This window comes from Bacillota bacterium (assembly GCA_013177945.1).
GTDB lineage: Bacteria > Bacillota > DSM-12270 > Thermacetogeniales > Thermacetogeniaceae > Ch130.
On record JABLXW010000011.1, the window covers coordinates 17,047 to 32,757 of the forward strand.

Genomic DNA, 15,711 nt, shown 5'->3' on the forward strand with positions numbered 1-15,711 from the left:
TCTATCTCGGAAACCCAAGGGCTTCCGGAAAAATCCTTCACCAGAAAGCGCAGGGCATGAAACGGTGCAGGACCCGGACGGGGTGGCCGAGCCCGGTAAGGTCCCCCACGCAGGGTGCAAGCTCCTCCGCCACTGCCGTCGCAACAACAGGAAGCCCCAGCACTGCAGCAGCAGCCCCTACAACCTCTGCGCCCTTCCGGACAAAGGCGGCATCGGTTTCCTCCCCCAGGTGAGAGTTGTTGATCAGGCCGTCAACCCGCCCGAGGCTGCGCACATGCTCCACAATGTCGGATACGGTTGCGGTCAGCGGCCGGGCGATGTTAATCACGGCGTAGATTTTCAAATCAGGGCTGTCCCGGGCGCCCTCGACCAGGTTGAGTACCCGGACCCCGGTGGCCCCGTATCCAACATCGAAAACGACGTCTCCCGGCCGGCGCAAGGCCCAGCGCACTGCGGGCTTGAGAATATTCCCCGCCTCGCCCAACCCCTCGGCCTCCCGGGTCTCCCAGGCAAGCACCGCGACCCCGGCCGCCTCCAGCTCTCGCTTCAGGGGCCTCAGTGTGTAAAAGGGCTCAACAAGATCCAGATCCACAAGGGTAACCCTTCTCCCGAGGCGGGCAAGTTCGAGGGCCCGGTTCACAGCATTTTCACTTTTGCCGCTGGCGTACTCACCAACATAGGCCTCAATCACGCGGGATGGAAGCTGCAGGGAAGACAACTTGCGTCACCTCAAGGAATCTCCAGGCAGGTCCGGCTGGCCAGGGGCATCCTGCAACAGGCGAGAAAAGGGGAGCTCGCTGTTTTTTAAGGTATATACTGAAGTATATATCGAAACTTAAAATTTCGTCAAGTTAAATGCCTAATTTCACATTTGCCAGCCGCCAAAGAGGAGCTTCAGCGCCCCCAGGAGAAGAAAACCGGGGAAGCCCAGCGCCCCGACGGCCAAGGCGCTGAGCGGGTTGACGGCAAAGGTCCAGCCCCAGGCTCCGGCGCAAAGGTTGAAGAGGAAAAGGGCAACGCCCCCCAGCAAAAAGCGGAGGCCCACCCGGAGCAAAAAGCGCAGAGGACCCCACAAAGCCTGTCCCACGAGAAACAACAAAAAAAGACCGAAAAGCACCCCCAGGACCGTTCCCATCATTCGCATTTCCCTCCCTTGCAGCTCACCCTTTCTGGCGCATCTTTTTCCAGAGGTAGACGTACCGCTTTTCGGCGGCCTGCAGGGTGAGAATCGCGTAGTCAACCAGGTCAGGTTCGGTTGCAAATTCAAAAAACTTCCGGGCCGCCATCCAATCGCGGTGGGCTTCGGCAAGGATCTTCTCGTCGTCCAATCTTTTGCTCCCGCTCCCCTCCCGAAGCCGGGTGCAGCAGCGGCGCAGCCAGCCTGCAAACCATCCGGGCATTGGCAGCCGCCCCCTTTCAGGCAGAAGGTTGGCATCCCCCTTTTCTCTTATTATATGAAAACGGGTTAAAAAAATTGCTAAACTTCGCGCCTTCCGAGAAACGCCCGGCTCAAAGTAGCGGTATCGGCAAACTCCAGATCCCCTCCCACCGGAAGGCCGTGGGCAATTCTGGTTACCTTTACGCCCAGGGGCTTTAAAAGCTGGGCGAGGTAAAGAGCGGTGGCCTCTCCCTCGACGGTCGGATTTAAGGCAAGGACGACCTCCTGCACCGTTCCCTCCCGAACTCGCGCCAGGAGTTCGGAAATTTTCAGATCCGCGGGGCCGATTCCGTCCATTGGGGAAAGAACCCCGTGCAGGACATGGTACAACCCCTTGAACTCCCTGGTGCGCTCCAGGGCAATAACATCCCGCGGCCACTCCACAACACAGAGGGCGGAACGGTCGCGCGCCTCGTCCCGGCAGATGCTGCAGGGATCGACATCGGTCAGATTGCCGCAGGTGGAACAAAAAAAGGTTTTGGTGCGCGCCTCCAAAAGCGCCCGCGCCAGACCCTCGGCCTCCTCCGGCGGGGCGTGCAAAAGATACAGGGCGAGGCGCTGGGCGGTTTTCGGTCCGATCCCCGGAAGCTTCCTGAAGGCTTCGATCAAAAAAGCCACGGGTTCCGGATAGAGGAACAAACCGTCCACCCCTAAATGAACCCCGGAATCTTTAAGCCGCCGGTGATCTTTTCCATTTCCCGGGTCACCGTTTCGCGCGCCTTCTTGAGGGCCTCGTTGACGGCAGTCAGAACCAGGTCCTCGAGAAGTTCGGGGTCCTCGGGGTCGATTACCGCCCGGTCGATCTTGATCTGCACAAGCTCCTGGTGGCAGTTTGCCACAACCTGAACCGCGCCCCCGCCGGTGCTTGCCTCAACGGTTCTGCTGGCCAGCTCCTCCTGGATCCGCGCCATTTCCGCCTGGATCTTCTGGACCTGCTTCAGCATCTTCTGCATGTTCCCAAAGCTCACCTATTCACCCTCCATTCCCGCTTGACTTATGATTTCCCCTTTAAACAAAGACAATGCCATCCCCACCGGATCCCCCCCGGGATCTCCTTCTTTTTCTCCCACGTCCGGCGCTCCCGTGTGCCGGGATTGCTGCATCTCTAGCTGCCGGGGCTCTTTTTCTGCAAACTCAAGCTCCACATCCCCCTCCAACTCCCTGATGGCCTCCAGCAAAAGGCGGCGGTTTTCTTCCTTCTGCAGCAGTTCCCGGGCGAAGGGGGAAGGGGGAACCACCACTATTTTACTCTCTCTTCGCTCAAATTTACACCCGGCCAGAACCTGGGCGAGCAGGGGCTGCCTGGATAAGCGGTTGCACAAAACATTCCTGAGGGCCTCGCGTTCTTCCCTCCGGCCGGGTGCCTGTCCCCGGCTTCTGCCCGGGGCCCCGGCCTGCCGCCCCGCCCGCGCGCCGCACGCAGGGAGGTCTTCAGCAACCCTCCCGGCAGGCGCGCCGCCCCCCGGATCCGGCGGCTCCGGACCCGGCTGCCGGGCCGCCCGCCCTGCGCGGGGTTCCTGGGGCGCGGTTTCCTCCTGGAGGCGGCCCGGTGCTCCCCGCAGCGGGCGCGCCCCGGCCGACGCCGGGAAGCCCTCCCCGGCGAGGCGCAGCAAAGCCAGTTCCAGAATCAGATCCGGCCGGCTGCTTCCCTTCATCTCCGCTTCGGCAGCTGCAAGGGCGCGCAAGGCTGCAGCATAATTTTCTCCTTCAGGGGCGAGGCTTCCGGAAGCAAAGAGGAGATCCCGGAGGTAGTCGGCCAGCTGAAAAAGGACCTGGCGGGGCTCATAACCTGCCGCAAAAAGGGATTCCAGGCGGTTCAAGAGTGCGGGCACATCCCCGGATGTGACCGCAGAAATCAGGGCCTTCAGGGGCTCCTCGCCCAAGGCCCCCGTCAAAGCCTCCACATCTGCCCTGGTAATCCGGCCGCCGGTGAAGCTTGCGGCCTGGTCGAGGAGGCCCAGGGCGTCCCGCAGGGCTCCCCCAGCCTGCCGGCTCAGGAGGCTTAAGGCGTCCGGCTCGACCTCCCACCCTTTCTCCCGGGCGACCCGCGCCAGGTGGCCGTTGATGGCCTCCCTGCCCAGCCGCCTGAAGTCAAAGCGCTGGCAGCGGGAGGCAATTGTGGGCGGGACCTTATGGGCCTCGGTGGTGGCCAGGACGAAGACGGCATAACGGGGAGGCTCCTCCAGGGTCTTCAGGAGGGCGTTGAAGGCCTCCCCTGTCAGCATGTGAACTTCATCAATGATATAGAACTTGAACCTCCCCGCAGTCGGGGCAAAGCCGACCCTCTGCCTGAGATCCCGGATCTCTTCGATCCCCCGGTGGGAGGCGGCATCCATTTCCAGGACGTCGAGGGCGGTTCCCGCAGTAATGCTCAGGCAGAGGGCGCACCGGTTGCAGGGCTCCCCCTCTTCCGATTGCGGGCAGTTGGCCGCCTTGGCCAGGATGCGCGCCGTGCTCGTCTTTCCCGTCCCGCGCGGACCGCAAAAAAGATAAGCATGGGCTATCCGCCCCTGCCTGACGGCGTTTTTCAAGGTTCTGGTTACGTGCTCCTGCCCCACCACATCTCGAAAGAACTGAGGGCGCCATTCCCGATACAAGGCCAGGTGCTCCACGGCTTCTCCTTCCTTCCCTCGACCCCGCAAAATTCCGGTTTTTTTATTCTTTTTTATTCGCCTCCAAGGAGCTTTTCCCCTGCCGGATTAAAAAAGCCGGCGGAATTCCGCCAGCCTTTTATTCTTGATGGTCGTGCACCTGCCTTCGAATGCAACCTTCCAGGCGGTACCAGGGCAGCCGGCTCGGTTCAGGCGCTCCCGCGGCACCCAAGAAACACCACTTACCGCTGCTTCCTCCCGGACCTGACGGGGTTCATGGGTTCTTGCTGCGCGGGACCCAAACGTCTTCACCACTTACCCGGGGCGGCCCCACAAGATTGACCCTCGGGCAGGACTTCGACCCCGCTCTAGCGGATTGCGGGCTACAGGGCACCGCTACCTCCCCGTCTAGCACGACCAACTTTTTTGCAGCTGGAGTGGCGCGCCCAGAGGGACTTGAACCCCCAGCCTCCAGATCCGAAGTCTGTCGCTCTATCCGGTTGAGCTATGGGCGCGGGTAAAATAATGGCGGAGAGAGGGGGATTCGAACCCCCGAGGCGGAGTTTTGCTCCGCCTACTCGCTTTCCAGGCGAGCGCCTTCGACCAGCTCAGCCATCTCTCCGCGCAGGGTCTCCTCTCTTTCCTCTGTTTTGTTGTTGCACCATCTTTTCCGGAGATGCCTTTCACTCCTCCGGGCAAATATAATTATACCACAACATCCTGAAAAAGCAAACATGATGCAGCGGGGCGGCAGCTGCCAACTCCAGGCGGGAAATTTTTTGCCGCCCACGCCGCAAGCGAAGGAATTCCTGGCTTGAGCCCCAAGCGCTTCCCCTGAGGAGCGCCTTGGGCCCTGGCAGCAAGCAAAAGCGAAAGGAAACCCCCTTTCTTCTGAAGGGGGCTGAACACGGTTTATTAACGGAGCGCCAGACCGATAAATCCTGCTATGATTGTTACGAAGATGCCAACTGCCCAAAATGTCAGGCTGTTGAATTTGCTGTTTATCTTTTCGTTCAGAGCGTTAATCTTTCCGTCAAGGTTTTTAATCTCTCCGCTCAGTCTTTCGTCCAGCGCCTTTATTTCACTGCTCAGCTTTTCGTCCAGGCGGTCGATGCGCTCACCCTGGGCTCTGATTTCACTGCTCAGCTTTTCGTCCAGCCTGTCGATGCGCTCACCCTGGGCTCTGATTTCACTGCTCAGCTTCTCGTCCAGGCGGTCGATACGCTCACCCTGGGCTCTGATTTCACTGCTCAGCTTTTCGTCCAGCCTGTCGATGCGCTCACCCTGGGCTCTGATTTCACTGCTCAGCTTCTCGTCCAGGCGGTCGATGCGCTGGAGCAGGAAAAAAAACTCCTGTGTAGCCAGGCGCAACCGCAAACGGCTTTTCGCCGGCGGATCGCCGGTTGCAGCAGCTTCTTTCAACGCATCATCAGGCACGACGCTCACCTTCTTTCGCTCGTCTTCATTATAACATCCGCTCCTGGAAAACTCAACCGCTTATTGGACCGAGATGCTGTCAAGATTTGCCAGGCAAAAATTCCGAAAATCTAATCTAACTTGAAGCCCTTTTTCTGGAAGAGATTCAGGCAGGCATCCACCACCTCGGGGTCGTACAAGATCCCCCTGTTGCAGGCGATTTCCCTCAGGGCCTCGGCGATCGGAAGGGCGGGCCTGTAGGGCCTGTGCGAGGCCATCGCCTCGACAACATCGGCAACACCCAAAATTCTTGCTTCAAGGAGAATTTCCGCCCCCAAAAGGCCGGAGGGGTATCCGGTGCCGTTCATCCTCTCGTGGTGCTGGAGTACAATTTCCGCAACCGGCCAGGGAAATTCGATGGTTTTTAAAATTTCAAAACCGACCTGGGGGTGAGTTCTGATCAGGCTGAACTCGATCTCGTTCATCCGGCCCGGTTTGCTGAGAATCTCGGCGGGAATGGAGATCTTACCGATATCGTGAATCGCCGCTGCTGTTTTTACTCCATCGACCTGCTCCCCTGAAACCCCCATTTCTCTTGCAATCGCGCAGGCAAGCTTTGCAACCCGGGTGTGGTGGCCAGCCGTGTAGGGATCCCTGATCTCAACCGTCAGTGCGATCGCCCGGATGGTGTCCTCGATGCTCTTTTTCAGATTTTCGCAGCTCTTCCTGATCTTTTCCTCGGCCAGCCTTTGCCCGGTGACATCCTGAAAAATCCCCTGATACCCGAGGATCATCCCTTTCTGGTCTCTCATAACGCAGGCTGTGGCCAAAACGCTAATCGCCTTGCCGTCCTTTCTCTTAAGGCTGACCGGGTAGTCCTTAACAAAATCCCGCCCTCTAACCTGGTCTAGAAACTCCCTGCCTGGAGGGTTGATGCAGAGGGCCTCCAGCTTTGTAGCCAGCAGCTCTTCACGCGTGTAGCCGAGGGTTTCCACCAGAGCAGAATTGAATTGCAGCAAATCTCCTTCAACTGAACTGAAATAGATCATATCCCTGGAGTTTTCGAAAAGGAACCGGTACCGCGCTTCGCTCTCCCGCAACGCTTCTCTTGCATCGTTGCGCCCGGCGCTCCTGGATGCGGCCTTGCTGGCCCCGGCGTCCCTGCCTGCATCTTTAGTGGGATCGTACATCACGAGCGTTCCTCCTCATTTCAAAAGATTTAGATCTGGAGGATAGAAGAACGGGAACTTCTCAAACAGAAGGTGAGGAAAAACAGAAGAGCGCGGATCATGGCCTTGCCGACCCCAGCTCGTCTCCTTGAGAAAAAGCCGAAACAGTTGCGCCGCAACCGGGCAAAAATTACCGTTAACAGGTACAATTATTGATTGATTGATTGATTGATTGATTGATTGATTGATTGATTGATTGATTGATTGATTGATTGATGCAAGAAGCGTGCCAGCCATCAAATGCACCTCTCTCAGCCTGTGAAATTCCAATCAAGTCTTGGTTGCCTGCAAAAAAAGCCGGATGTCTCAGAATCTCTCTGGAAATCCCGCAGAGTGGAAAACTATGCCAGAGATATTTGATTTAGCTTCGACACAAGTCCCTATTTTTCCTGCTGTTGTTCAAAAATTTCACAAAAAATTTAGGATTTAATACCTATTATGTTATTTTCTCGCCAAAAAAATACCACCGGCAGGCATCCGGTGGCGATGGTCGCTATCCCCCTCAAACCCTAAAAGATGCTGCAAGTTTATTAAGGTCCTCAGCCATTGCAGCTAATTTTCCTGACGTGGCTGCAATGTCGTTAAGAGCACTGCTTTGCTGCTGGACGCTACTGGAAATATTTTATGCGCTTTTGCTTACTTCACTGGTCGTACTGCTGATGTTGTTCATGGCGCCGGCAATTTGTTGTACCGATGCCGACAGTTCTTCGGTTGCTGCAGCGATCTCGGCTATCAATTTTCCTGTTTTGTTCACGCTTTGTAATATTTCGTTGAGATGTTCTCTTGCTGTCCCGGCCAGCTTCATTCCTTGGGAGACCACCTGGCTCCCGTAGGCCATTTTTTCTACAGCCCTTGCCGTCTTGCTCTGAATGCTGCCAATCAACTTGCCGATCTCGCTTGCGGCGGTGTTGCTTCCTTCGGCCAGTTTCCGCACCTCTTCGGCCACAACGGCAAAGCCCCGGCCCTGCTCCCCGGCCCGCGCCGCTTCAATCGCGGCATTTAAGGCAAGAAGGTTTGTCTGTTCAGAAATCGCGGTAATCGTTTGTACGATCATGCTAATCTGTTTCGATACTTCGTCAAGCTCTTGAATTGCCTGAGCCACCTCTGCCGCAGAACTGTTTATCTCATTGATCGAGTTTATGGCATCCTCCACGGCTTGAGCCCCTTCTTGCGCCCTTTCCCGCGCTTGCTCCCCCTGGTCTGCCGCCTCTCTGCAAGAATGTGCAACATTCTGGGTATTACTTGCCACCTCTTCCACGGCAGCATTGGTTTCTTCGGTTGCCGCAGCATTGTTTTGCATTCCCGCCGCAACTTGATTAACAGTTGCTGTAATCTCTTCCATGGCCGCGTTGCCCTCCTCCACCGCTGCCGATAGCTCCTGGGCCGCTGCCGCAACATCTTGAGCAGAGTTCAGGATCCGTTTTACAATCTCTTGCTGCCCGGCAAGCATGTAATTGAAACTATTCCCCAATTGTCCCAGCTCGTCACCTGACTTAATATTAACCCGAGCGGTAAGGTCTCCTTCCTTGGCACGTTCCATAGCCTCAACCAGCTGGCTGACTGCCCGTGCGATCTGTCCGGAAATGGCAAAGGCAACCAGGATTGCGAAGAGAAGAAAAACCGCAACAACAATTACCGTAGTTTTCTTGATTGCAGCAGCGGCCCTCATGTACTCTGCAACCGGTACAGTTAAAGCCAGAGACCAGTTTCCTGCCGGGGCATAGCCGCAGAACTTCCTGACGCCTTCGTAGGTATAAAATCCGTAGCCTGCCTTTCCTGCAGCCATCTTTCTAGCAAGATCGGCCAGCTCCGTATTCTGGCCGGTGATAAGGTTTTCTTCTAGCACCTTTTCCTGAGTTGGATGATAAACAACAACCCCCTTCTTGTCTATCATGAAGGCATATCCTGTTTCGCCTGCCTTAAGCTCGGCCGCGTATTTACTCAAGATGCTGAATTTCTGAACAAGGGCCACGACGGCCCCAACCTCTCCCTTCGACAACATCACAGGTGCAGCGCAAACCACAACAGGCTCCCCTGTAAGCTTTGATCGGACAACATCTCCGACTGTGGCTTCACCTTTAACGGCCTGGAGAAAATACTCCCGGTCCGCCACGCTCGTCCCAATAGAGCTTCCCCCAATCCCATCCGCGATTACCTGCCCCTGCGGGGAAACAAATAAGGCATTTTCTAAGGTCCCTCCCGCGTTCTCCACGAGGCGACTTAATTCCTTCACCACCAACTCCCACTGCGCCCCGCTCGCTGCCGACCCCTCCTTGTTTACTTGGTCGGCGAACTGGCGCATTACGTTTTTATCAGCAACCACCTTAGTTAAATCCAACTGTCCTTCCAGTCTGGCTTGAATCGCGATTGCAGTGCTCTTGGCCGCGTTTAACAGCGCTTCTTCTTGCTGTGACTGCATCTGGCGAGACGTTTGGCTGGAGCTGATCAGCCCTAAAACCACTAAAGGGATAACAGTCAAAAGAAGAAACGCAGAAAGCAGCTTTAACCTGATTCCCACCCTTCCTTGCATCCTTCGCTCCTCCTCCTTAGTTTCGGTTCCGGTCTTGAGGTTTAAGAACCACTTCATTTTTTAACCCTCCTCGTACCCAGAAAAGTTTTTTTCCTGCAGGCGGTTTGATTCCCCTCTGGGCCTTTTCAGAAGCACCCTGAAACTCATTTTTCGCCAATTTTGAAAAGAACGATTTGCTGTTCCGCCACCTTTTCACCCCTCCACCTTGAAATTAATCCAAAACAAAGCTTTTTTCCCAAAAGGAACAGAGGCCATCCAATTTCTCCCATTTTTGTTGTACTCGTCCACCCGTCAGGGGAGGCGCGAAACGACAAGAGGCGCCCGCAAGTGGCATAAATATCATTGAAAAATACAACGGGCACTAGCCGGGATTTCGACGCTCCCGGCCCGTGCCCGATAAAGAAAATGAGCGCTCTGAAATTCTAAAAAAATATTAACAGGTATGATTATTGATTGATTGATTGATTGATTGATTGATTGATTGATTGATTGATTGATTGATTGATTGATTGATGATTGATTGATTGATTGATTGATGCAAGAAGCGTGCCAGCCATCAAATGCACCTCTCTCAGCCTGTGAAATTCCAATCAAGTCTGGTTGCCTGCAAAAAAAGCCGGATGTCTCAGAATCTCTCTGGAAATCCCGCAGAGTGGAAAACTATGCCAGAGATATTTGATTTAGCTTCGACACAAGTCCCTATTTTTCCTGCTGTTGTTCAAAAATTTCACAAAAAATTTAGGATTTAATACCCATTATGTTGCAATCCGGTGGTGGATCAAGGCTGCAGCAGCTCCCTTATTAGCAAAGCGCTTCGCATCAGGGTCTGAGAACGCGCTGGATCACGGCAAGAAGCTGGTCGGGCTGGAAAGGCTTGACGATCCACCCCGTAGCCCCGGCCTTTTTCCCTTCCTCTTTCTTGTCTGCCTGCGATTCTGTTGTCAGCATCAGAATTGGAGTGAAGCGGTAGCCCGGCTGGGCGCGCACGGCCTTGATCAGCCCGATACCGTCGAGCTTTGGCATGTTCAGGTCGGTTATCAGAAGGTGAAATCTCTCGGAAGCACTCTTTATCTTCCCCAGCGCCTCTTCGCCATCTGAAGCAAGTTCGACCTCGTAGCCGGCCCGCTCGAGAACCAGCTTGACGCTCGTCCGGACGGTTGCCGAGTCATCCACCGCAAGGATCTTCCTGCCCATGCGGAAACCTCCTCGCCCTCAAAAAAGTTCCACATTATCCCCGAATTCCTCAAAAACCCTGCCAACCCTCTCCTCATTAAGGCACTTCTGCCCCGTCACGACCTCGTGGTGCAGCCTCTCCACCCGTGTCGTGTAAACTTTCTGAATTCGCTCGAGTATTGAGAAGGCAGAACGCTCGAAATCGCCGCAGGAAATCGCTTCTTCAGCTTCATTGAGCTCGCTGTAAAGCTCTTTCAAGACGCTTCTCACATTGGCGAGTTTCTGTGTAAAAAGATCCTGAAACTGCAGCGCCTCTACGGCTTTGGTAAGATTCTCTAAAACTTCGCAGAGCTCCATCCTCGCTTTCGTTAAGCCGGCAACAATAACCTCTACCCCTTTCTCCAGCTCGCGGAGGCCCGATCCGAGGCTCCTTTCGGCCTCCTCTACAAAAACCGCAGCCTGTCTTGCTCTGCTTTCAAGCTCCCCGGCAAAATCTTCAAACCGGTGGACCTGCAGGTTCAAATGCGCGGCCAGCTCCTCGATGGACTTTACGGATTCGCCCACCATCCCGGTCAATTTCTTGATCTCTTCGGCAATCACCATAAAGCCGCGCCCAAGCGAGCCCAACCGCGCTGCTTCGATGCCGGCATTCAGCGCCAGAAGATTTGTCTGGCGCAGGATGGCCTTAATCCGCGAGGCTGCCTCGCGAAATTGTTCGGTCCGGAAGCTTTCCAGGATCCCCATATAAGTGGTGCTGATCCCGAGAAACTCCGAGACTGCGGCCTTGCTCGCATCAACAAGCTGCAGGGCGGACTCCCGGCTTGCCTCGACAAGACTGCCTGCGCTTTTGCCCTGCTCAGAGGCGAGACCGGCAAGCATCTCCTGAAGCTGGGCAATCCCGGCGTTTGCCCGCGCCACCATCTCGCCAACGGCGCCTGCCCACCTTTCCCCGGCTTCGTTTATTTCCTCCAGCGCTTCCCCGATCACCCTTTCCATCACCTGGACCACGCTTCTGGTAACACTTACAAACTTAAGCAACACACTTTCGTCGCTCAGCCCTTCTTCCCGGGGAGCCGGCCCCGCCTGGTCGCCTCTCTGCCCTGCTCCCTCGCTTTTCTCAAATAAAAGCCTGCTCAAAAGGCGGGCGCCGGCCGCGCCCAGGGCTGCCCCAAACAGAAAGGCAAATACCAGCGCCGGCAAATCAGAGCACCTCGACTATCTCCAGGAATCTGCGGATCCTGGTGCTCAAAGGTGGGATCACAGAAGCAGAATCGGCCTCGCGCCAGAAGGCAAAAAGGAGCTGGAAGATGCTGAAGTCGAATTCCTCAAGGTCTCGCAGATCGAGAACAGGGCTCTGAGCGTTTTTTAAATCAAGCAGAGCGTCTTTGAGCTCAGATGCATCCTCCACAGAAAGGCGGCCGACAAGAGAAAGGGTCTCGCCATTCCTGGCAAGCGGCATAGTTCCACACACCTCAAATTATTTCTTTTGGATTGAGAACAAGCAAAACGCTCCCATCAGAAAGAAGAGAGGCGCCGGAGTACAGCCTGATGCCGGCAAGGTCTCCGGGAAGCGGTTTCAGGAGCACCTCTACTTCCTGGTCGAACGAATCCACAGCAAGACCGATCCCGTCTCTCAAGACCACAACCGAGCGGCTCTCGTGCAGCTTCCCCGGCAGGCCCAACAGCTCCCTTAAGCAGACTACAGAAATCACCTTCTCCCTCAGGCGAATCATACCCTTCCTGCCAAGGTCCCGGACCTGTTCCGGGCGGAGGCGCACGACCTCTCGCACCTCCTCCAGGGGAATCCCGTAAATCCCGTCATCCACCCGCACAACCAGAACCCTGGTGGTGGCAAGAGTAAGCGGAAGCTCCAAACGGACCGCAAAGCCAGACCCCGGGATATTGGAAATTTCCACATTACCGCCTAAATGATCAACAACCTCCTTCACCACATCCATTCCCACGCCCCGCCCCGAGAGGTCGCCTGCCTCATCCCGCGTCGAAAAACCCGGATGAAAAATCAGGCGCAAGGCTTCGTCATCGGAAAGCTGCCCGGCCTCTTCTTCCCCGAACAGCCCTTTCTCAACCGCAGCTTTTCTGAGCCGGCCGGGATCCGCTCCTCTCCCGTCATCAACAACCTCGATAAAGACGCCGGAACCTGCCTGACCTGCCCGCAGGATCAGCGTGCCCTCGGGATTTTTGCCAAGACTAACCCTCTCCTCAGGCGGCTCGATCCCGTGGTCAAGAGAGTTGCGGACGAGGTGAACCAGGGGTTCAGAAATTTTTTCCAGCACCGCTTTGTCCAGCTGGGTTTCTTCACCTTCGATGACGAGCTTTACCTTCTTTCCGAGGTTTTTGCTGACGTCCCGGACAAAGCGCGGGAAGCGCTGGAAAACCTGAGAAACCGGGAGGAGGCGGAAATTCATTGCAAGGTCCTGCAGCTCGCGGCTGATCTGCTCGATCACCTGATGCTTCTCTTTCAGCTCTCTGGCAGCTTCCGGAACTCCCCAGACGGCTTCAAGCTTCCGCACCAGGTAGGGAAGGCTGTTTTTGGCAATCACCAGCTCTCCGGCAAGCTCAAAAAGCCTCTCCACGCGCGCCTCCTCAACGCGGAGAAACCTCCTCTTGCCCCGAATCCCCGGCACCGGAGCGCCAGGGACCTGGATCTCGGAGGCCGGAAAAACCTCGCTGCCGGCCCCGTTTTCACCTCTTAACTCCGCCTCGAGAAGGTCTACTATTTTAAGAAGAGAGTCCCAATCGCGATCCGGAAGAAGCCGGCACCTCTCGGCAACATCACCACGCCCCAGAGCCAGGGCAACAGATGAGAGCACGCGGCGGAGCGAAGGCTCCGTGAGGCCCTCCCGGCCCCTGTTCAAAGAGAGACAAAGCCTTTGCTGGCGCAAGATCTCTCCCAAGATCTCCTTTCTCTCCCCGGACAGGACTCCGATTGCCTCTTTTTCCGCCCCATCCCCGTCACCTTCGGAGCCGGCAAAGACAGCCTCCAGGACCTGGTTCATCATATTCAAGGCTTCTTTTAGCTTCGGCTCCGATTCATCTTCAACCCCGCGGCAAACGCAATCCCAGAGCGCCCAGGCAAAAACGCACAGAGCGAAGACAACGCGGCGGCTGGGAGCGTGGTAGTAGGTCTCTCCGGCAGCCTGAAAAACCGTCTCCTTTAACCGGGAAGCTCTCTCTATAAGCGGCGCTTCCCCGGCGGCGCCGCGGGAAAGAGAGTGCTGCAGCTCGCGCAAAATGCTTCTGATGCGATTGACATATTCACCAACCACCCTCTGCACGCCAACCCGCGCTCCTTCGCTCAAGTCGAGATCTGGCACGATGTTTTCAAAGCTGATTTCCCGGATCAAGACGAAGTTCCGGTCGGGATCGAGAAACTCCACAATTTCCTCGAGCTCGCGGGCCTTCCCTGGCGCCTTTCTGATGTAGATCTCAAACCACATGTAGGCGCGTTCGGGATCGATTTGTTCAAGAGAAGGGAGCTCCCCGGCATGGCGAACAAACTCAAGAGGCTCCCCCGCTTCCAGGAAATCTTCGATGATGAGGAGGGGGTCCTGGCCGGTGAAGAAAATCTCGGGGTCAAATCTCAACACAACCTGGTAGACGCTGTAAACCCCTTCTTCAATGGAGTCAAAAATCTTTTTCCAGGACTCGGGAGCAAGCTTCAGCAGATACTCATGCGCTGCCCCGGGTGGGAAAGAGGCGGCCTCGACCGGAACCCCTGAGACCTTGCTTAAACCAGAAAGCATGGCCAGGACCTCCGCGTGCCTCCTCTTGTCCCCTGCCCTTCCTGCAGCAAAGGCAGCTACAAGCTCTTTCACGTAGTCGAATCCCTGAAAGAGAATATCGGCGAGTTCGCTGGTGAAGGCCCGATCACCGGAAATGATCTTTTCCAGCAGTTCTTCAAGAAGATGGGTTACCTCAGAAATCTGAGAGGCCCCCACAAGGCCGGCGGCCCCCTTGAGGGTGTGGGCGCACCGGAAGAGTTCTCTTAACGCTCCTTCATTCTCCGGGTTTCTTTCCAGGGCGAGGACAAGGTCGCTCAAATCCTCCAGCAAGTCGTTAGCCTCTTCGAGGAAGCCGGCCACCAGATCACTCACCGGACACAACCTCCCCGGTCAAAATGAGACAAACCTCGGCTAAGGCCTGCGGGGCCACAGGCTTTACGAAGTGAACGTTGGCTCCGGCGCAGAGACTCATCTTCAGGTCGGTGTAGGTTCTTTCAGAGGAGATTACGACAGCAGGAACGGCTGCCAGCTCGGGATTCGCCCGCACCTCTCTGAGGAAATCGAGGCCTGTTCCCTTCGTCATGTTGATATCCACCAGGTAAATGTCGAACTCCCCCTGCAAAGCCTTTTCTATGGCCTCGCACCCGTTCACTGCCTCTGCTGCAGTAAATCCGACCGACTCCAAGACTTTTCTGTGGTAGCTCCGCACTGTTGAAGAATCATCGACAATAAGAACTCTCCTCCCCATCCCAAGAACCTCACTTCTGGTAGATAATGGCGTTTTTAAACTTTCTGATCCGAAAAATCGGCGAAATCCTGCTCATCGACTCGGAATGCCCGAGAAAAATGAAGCCGCCGGGGCGGAGTGATTCGTAGAAAAGGAGGGCAACTTCGCGCCTTGACCTCTCGTCGAAATAAATGAGCACATTCCGGCAGAAGATGGCGTCGAAGCCCTGCATCTCGCGCATCCGGGCGCGGTCGCGCAGGTTGAGCTGATAAAAACGCACTTTCTTCTTGAGGTCCGGGAAAACGTGGTAGCTTCCGCCACGCCATGCAAGGTATTTTTCAAGATAGGGAAGAGGCATTTCCCTGACGGCGCGCTCCTCGTATACCCCCCTCCTGGCCTTTTGGAGGGCATCCGTATTGATGTCGGTAGCATGCACTTCAAACTCGCAGCTTTCAGAATCCAGCATTTCCTGCAAGATGATGGCCAGAGTGTAGGCCTCCTCGCCGGTAGAACAGCCTGCAGACCAGATCCTGATCTTCCGGGCCTCAGCGCGGGCGCCGAATAAAATCTCCGGAAGCACCTCTTCAGCAAAGCACTTCAGCTGGTCGTACTCTCTGAAAAAGTACGTCTCGTTTACGGTAAGCAGGTTCACCAGGGCCTGGAACTCCGTTTCTAAAGGGTCGCTGCGCAGGAAGTGGAAGTATTCCCGGAACTCCCCGCGGCCCACAAGGCGCATGCGTTCAAAAACGCGCTTTTCTACATAGTAGCGCTTGCTCTCGTCGTAGAAGATGCCTGTTTTGCGCCAGATGTAGTCCGTAAGCCGGGCAAATTCATCTTTCGAAATGGTGAAGGAGTCATTCTTCA

15 protein-coding genes, 2 tRNA genes, 1 other RNA gene and 1 pseudogene are annotated in these 15,711 nt (G+C 55.9%); all 19 read right to left on the reverse strand.

The window, feature by feature from the left end; translation table 11 throughout:
* Window positions 1-37: 37 nt before the first annotated feature.
* Window positions 38-709 carry a hypothetical protein gene (locus tag HPY58_06750; protein ID NPV29350.1) on the reverse strand — a complete coding sequence of 224 codons (672 nt, stop codon included), beginning with the start codon at window positions 707-709 and terminating at the stop codon, window positions 38-40.
* A 156-nt stretch (window positions 710-865) separates the two neighbouring features.
* On the reverse strand, window positions 866-1,138 hold the full coding sequence (locus HPY58_06755) for a SigmaK-factor processing regulatory BofA (GenBank protein NPV29351.1): 273 nt from the start codon (window positions 1,136-1,138) through the stop codon (window positions 866-868).
* A 22-nt stretch (window positions 1,139-1,160) separates the two neighbouring features.
* Window positions 1,161-1,400, reverse strand: a complete 240-nt coding sequence (locus HPY58_06760) for a DUF2508 family protein (protein ID NPV29352.1) — start codon at window positions 1,398-1,400, stop codon at window positions 1,161-1,163.
* A gap of 77 nt (window positions 1,401-1,477) precedes the next feature.
* Window positions 1,478-2,077: a recombination protein RecR gene (recR, locus tag HPY58_06765; protein NPV29353.1), complete on the reverse strand. Its 600-nt coding sequence runs from the start codon at window positions 2,075-2,077 to the stop codon at window positions 1,478-1,480.
* Between the two features lie 11 nt (window positions 2,078-2,088).
* Entirely contained in the window at window positions 2,089-2,406 is a 318-nt protein-coding gene (locus HPY58_06770) for a YbaB/EbfC family nucleoid-associated protein (protein ID NPV29354.1), read from the reverse strand.
* A gap of 906 nt (window positions 2,407-3,312) precedes the next feature.
* Window positions 3,313-4,050, reverse strand: a pseudogene (gene dnaX / locus HPY58_06775) (DNA polymerase III subunit gamma/tau).
* Window positions 4,051-4,181: 131 nt separating this feature from the next.
* Window positions 4,182-4,446: signal recognition particle sRNA large type (ffs, locus tag HPY58_06780), an RNA gene on the reverse strand.
* Window positions 4,447-4,467: 21 nt separating this feature from the next.
* Window positions 4,468-4,544, reverse strand: a tRNA-Arg gene (locus HPY58_06785).
* A gap of 11 nt (window positions 4,545-4,555) precedes the next feature.
* A tRNA-Ser gene (locus tag HPY58_06790) sits at window positions 4,556-4,651 on the reverse strand.
* A 293-nt stretch (window positions 4,652-4,944) separates the two neighbouring features.
* The gene (locus tag HPY58_06795; protein ID NPV29355.1) at window positions 4,945-5,466 is read right to left on the reverse strand and encodes a hypothetical protein; all 522 of its coding nucleotides are present in this window, start codon (window positions 5,464-5,466) and stop codon (window positions 4,945-4,947) included.
* Window positions 5,467-5,576: 110 nt separating this feature from the next.
* Window positions 5,577-6,638 carry an HD domain-containing protein gene (locus tag HPY58_06800; protein NPV29356.1) on the reverse strand — a complete coding sequence of 354 codons (1,062 nt, stop codon included), beginning with the start codon at window positions 6,636-6,638 and terminating at the stop codon, window positions 5,577-5,579.
* A 12-nt stretch (window positions 6,639-6,650) separates the two neighbouring features.
* The gene (locus tag HPY58_06805; GenBank protein ID NPV29357.1) at window positions 6,651-6,911 is read right to left on the reverse strand and encodes a hypothetical protein; all 261 of its coding nucleotides are present in this window, start codon (window positions 6,909-6,911) and stop codon (window positions 6,651-6,653) included.
* A gap of 385 nt (window positions 6,912-7,296) precedes the next feature.
* Window positions 7,297-9,261 carry a methyl-accepting chemotaxis protein gene (locus HPY58_06810; protein NPV29358.1) on the reverse strand — a complete coding sequence of 655 codons (1,965 nt, stop codon included), beginning with the start codon at window positions 9,259-9,261 and terminating at the stop codon, window positions 7,297-7,299.
* A gap of 762 nt (window positions 9,262-10,023) precedes the next feature.
* Entirely contained in the window at window positions 10,024-10,398 is a 375-nt protein-coding gene (locus tag HPY58_06815; GenBank protein ID NPV29359.1) for a response regulator, read from the reverse strand.
* A gap of 18 nt (window positions 10,399-10,416) precedes the next feature.
* On the reverse strand, window positions 10,417-11,577 hold the full coding sequence (locus HPY58_06820) for a hypothetical protein (GenBank protein ID NPV29360.1): 1,161 nt from the start codon (window positions 11,575-11,577) through the stop codon (window positions 10,417-10,419).
* Between the two features lies 1 nt (window position 11,578).
* Window positions 11,579-11,836, reverse strand: coding sequence for an STAS domain-containing protein (locus tag HPY58_06825; GenBank protein ID NPV29361.1), 258 nt, complete (start codon window positions 11,834-11,836; stop codon window positions 11,579-11,581).
* 13 nt (window positions 11,837-11,849) lie between these two features.
* Window positions 11,850-14,492 carry a chemotaxis protein CheA gene (locus HPY58_06830; GenBank protein NPV29362.1) on the reverse strand — a complete coding sequence of 881 codons (2,643 nt, stop codon included), beginning with the start codon at window positions 14,490-14,492 and terminating at the stop codon, window positions 11,850-11,852.
* The gene (locus HPY58_06835; GenBank protein NPV29363.1) at window positions 14,485-14,868 is read right to left on the reverse strand and encodes a response regulator; all 384 of its coding nucleotides are present in this window, start codon (window positions 14,866-14,868) and stop codon (window positions 14,485-14,487) included. The genes HPY58_06830 and HPY58_06835 overlap by 8 nt, the downstream gene beginning before the upstream one ends.
* A 10-nt stretch (window positions 14,869-14,878) precedes the next feature.
* Window positions 14,879-15,691, reverse strand: a complete 813-nt coding sequence (locus tag HPY58_06840) for a protein-glutamate O-methyltransferase CheR (GenBank protein ID NPV29364.1) — start codon at window positions 15,689-15,691, stop codon at window positions 14,879-14,881.
* Window positions 15,692-15,711: the final 20 nt, after the last annotated feature.

What these genes read in the sequence shown, in the direction of transcription:
- HPY58_06755 (NPV29351.1), bottom strand. Translation starts at nt 1,138, where the DNA reads ATGATGGGAACGGTCCTGGGGGTGCTTTTCGGTCTTTTTTTGTTGTTT.
- HPY58_06760 (NPV29352.1), bottom strand. Translation starts at nt 1,400, where the DNA reads ATGCCCGGATGGTTTGCAGGCTGGCTGCGCCGCTGCTGCACCCGGCTT.
- HPY58_06805 (NPV29357.1), bottom strand. Translation starts at nt 6,911, where the DNA reads ATGGCTGGCACGCTTCTTGCATCAATCAATCAATCAATCAATCAATCA.
- HPY58_06810 (NPV29358.1), bottom strand. Translation starts at nt 9,261, where the DNA reads ATGAAGTGGTTCTTAAACCTCAAGACCGGAACCGAAACTAAGGAGGAG.
- HPY58_06815 (NPV29359.1), bottom strand. Translation starts at nt 10,398, where the DNA reads ATGGGCAGGAAGATCCTTGCGGTGGATGACTCGGCAACCGTCCGGACG.
- HPY58_06825 (NPV29361.1), bottom strand. Translation starts at nt 11,836, where the DNA reads ATGCCGCTTGCCAGGAATGGCGAGACCCTTTCTCTTGTCGGCCGCCTT.
- HPY58_06835 (NPV29363.1), bottom strand. Translation starts at nt 14,868, where the DNA reads ATGGGGAGGAGAGTTCTTATTGTCGATGATTCTTCAACAGTGCGGAGC.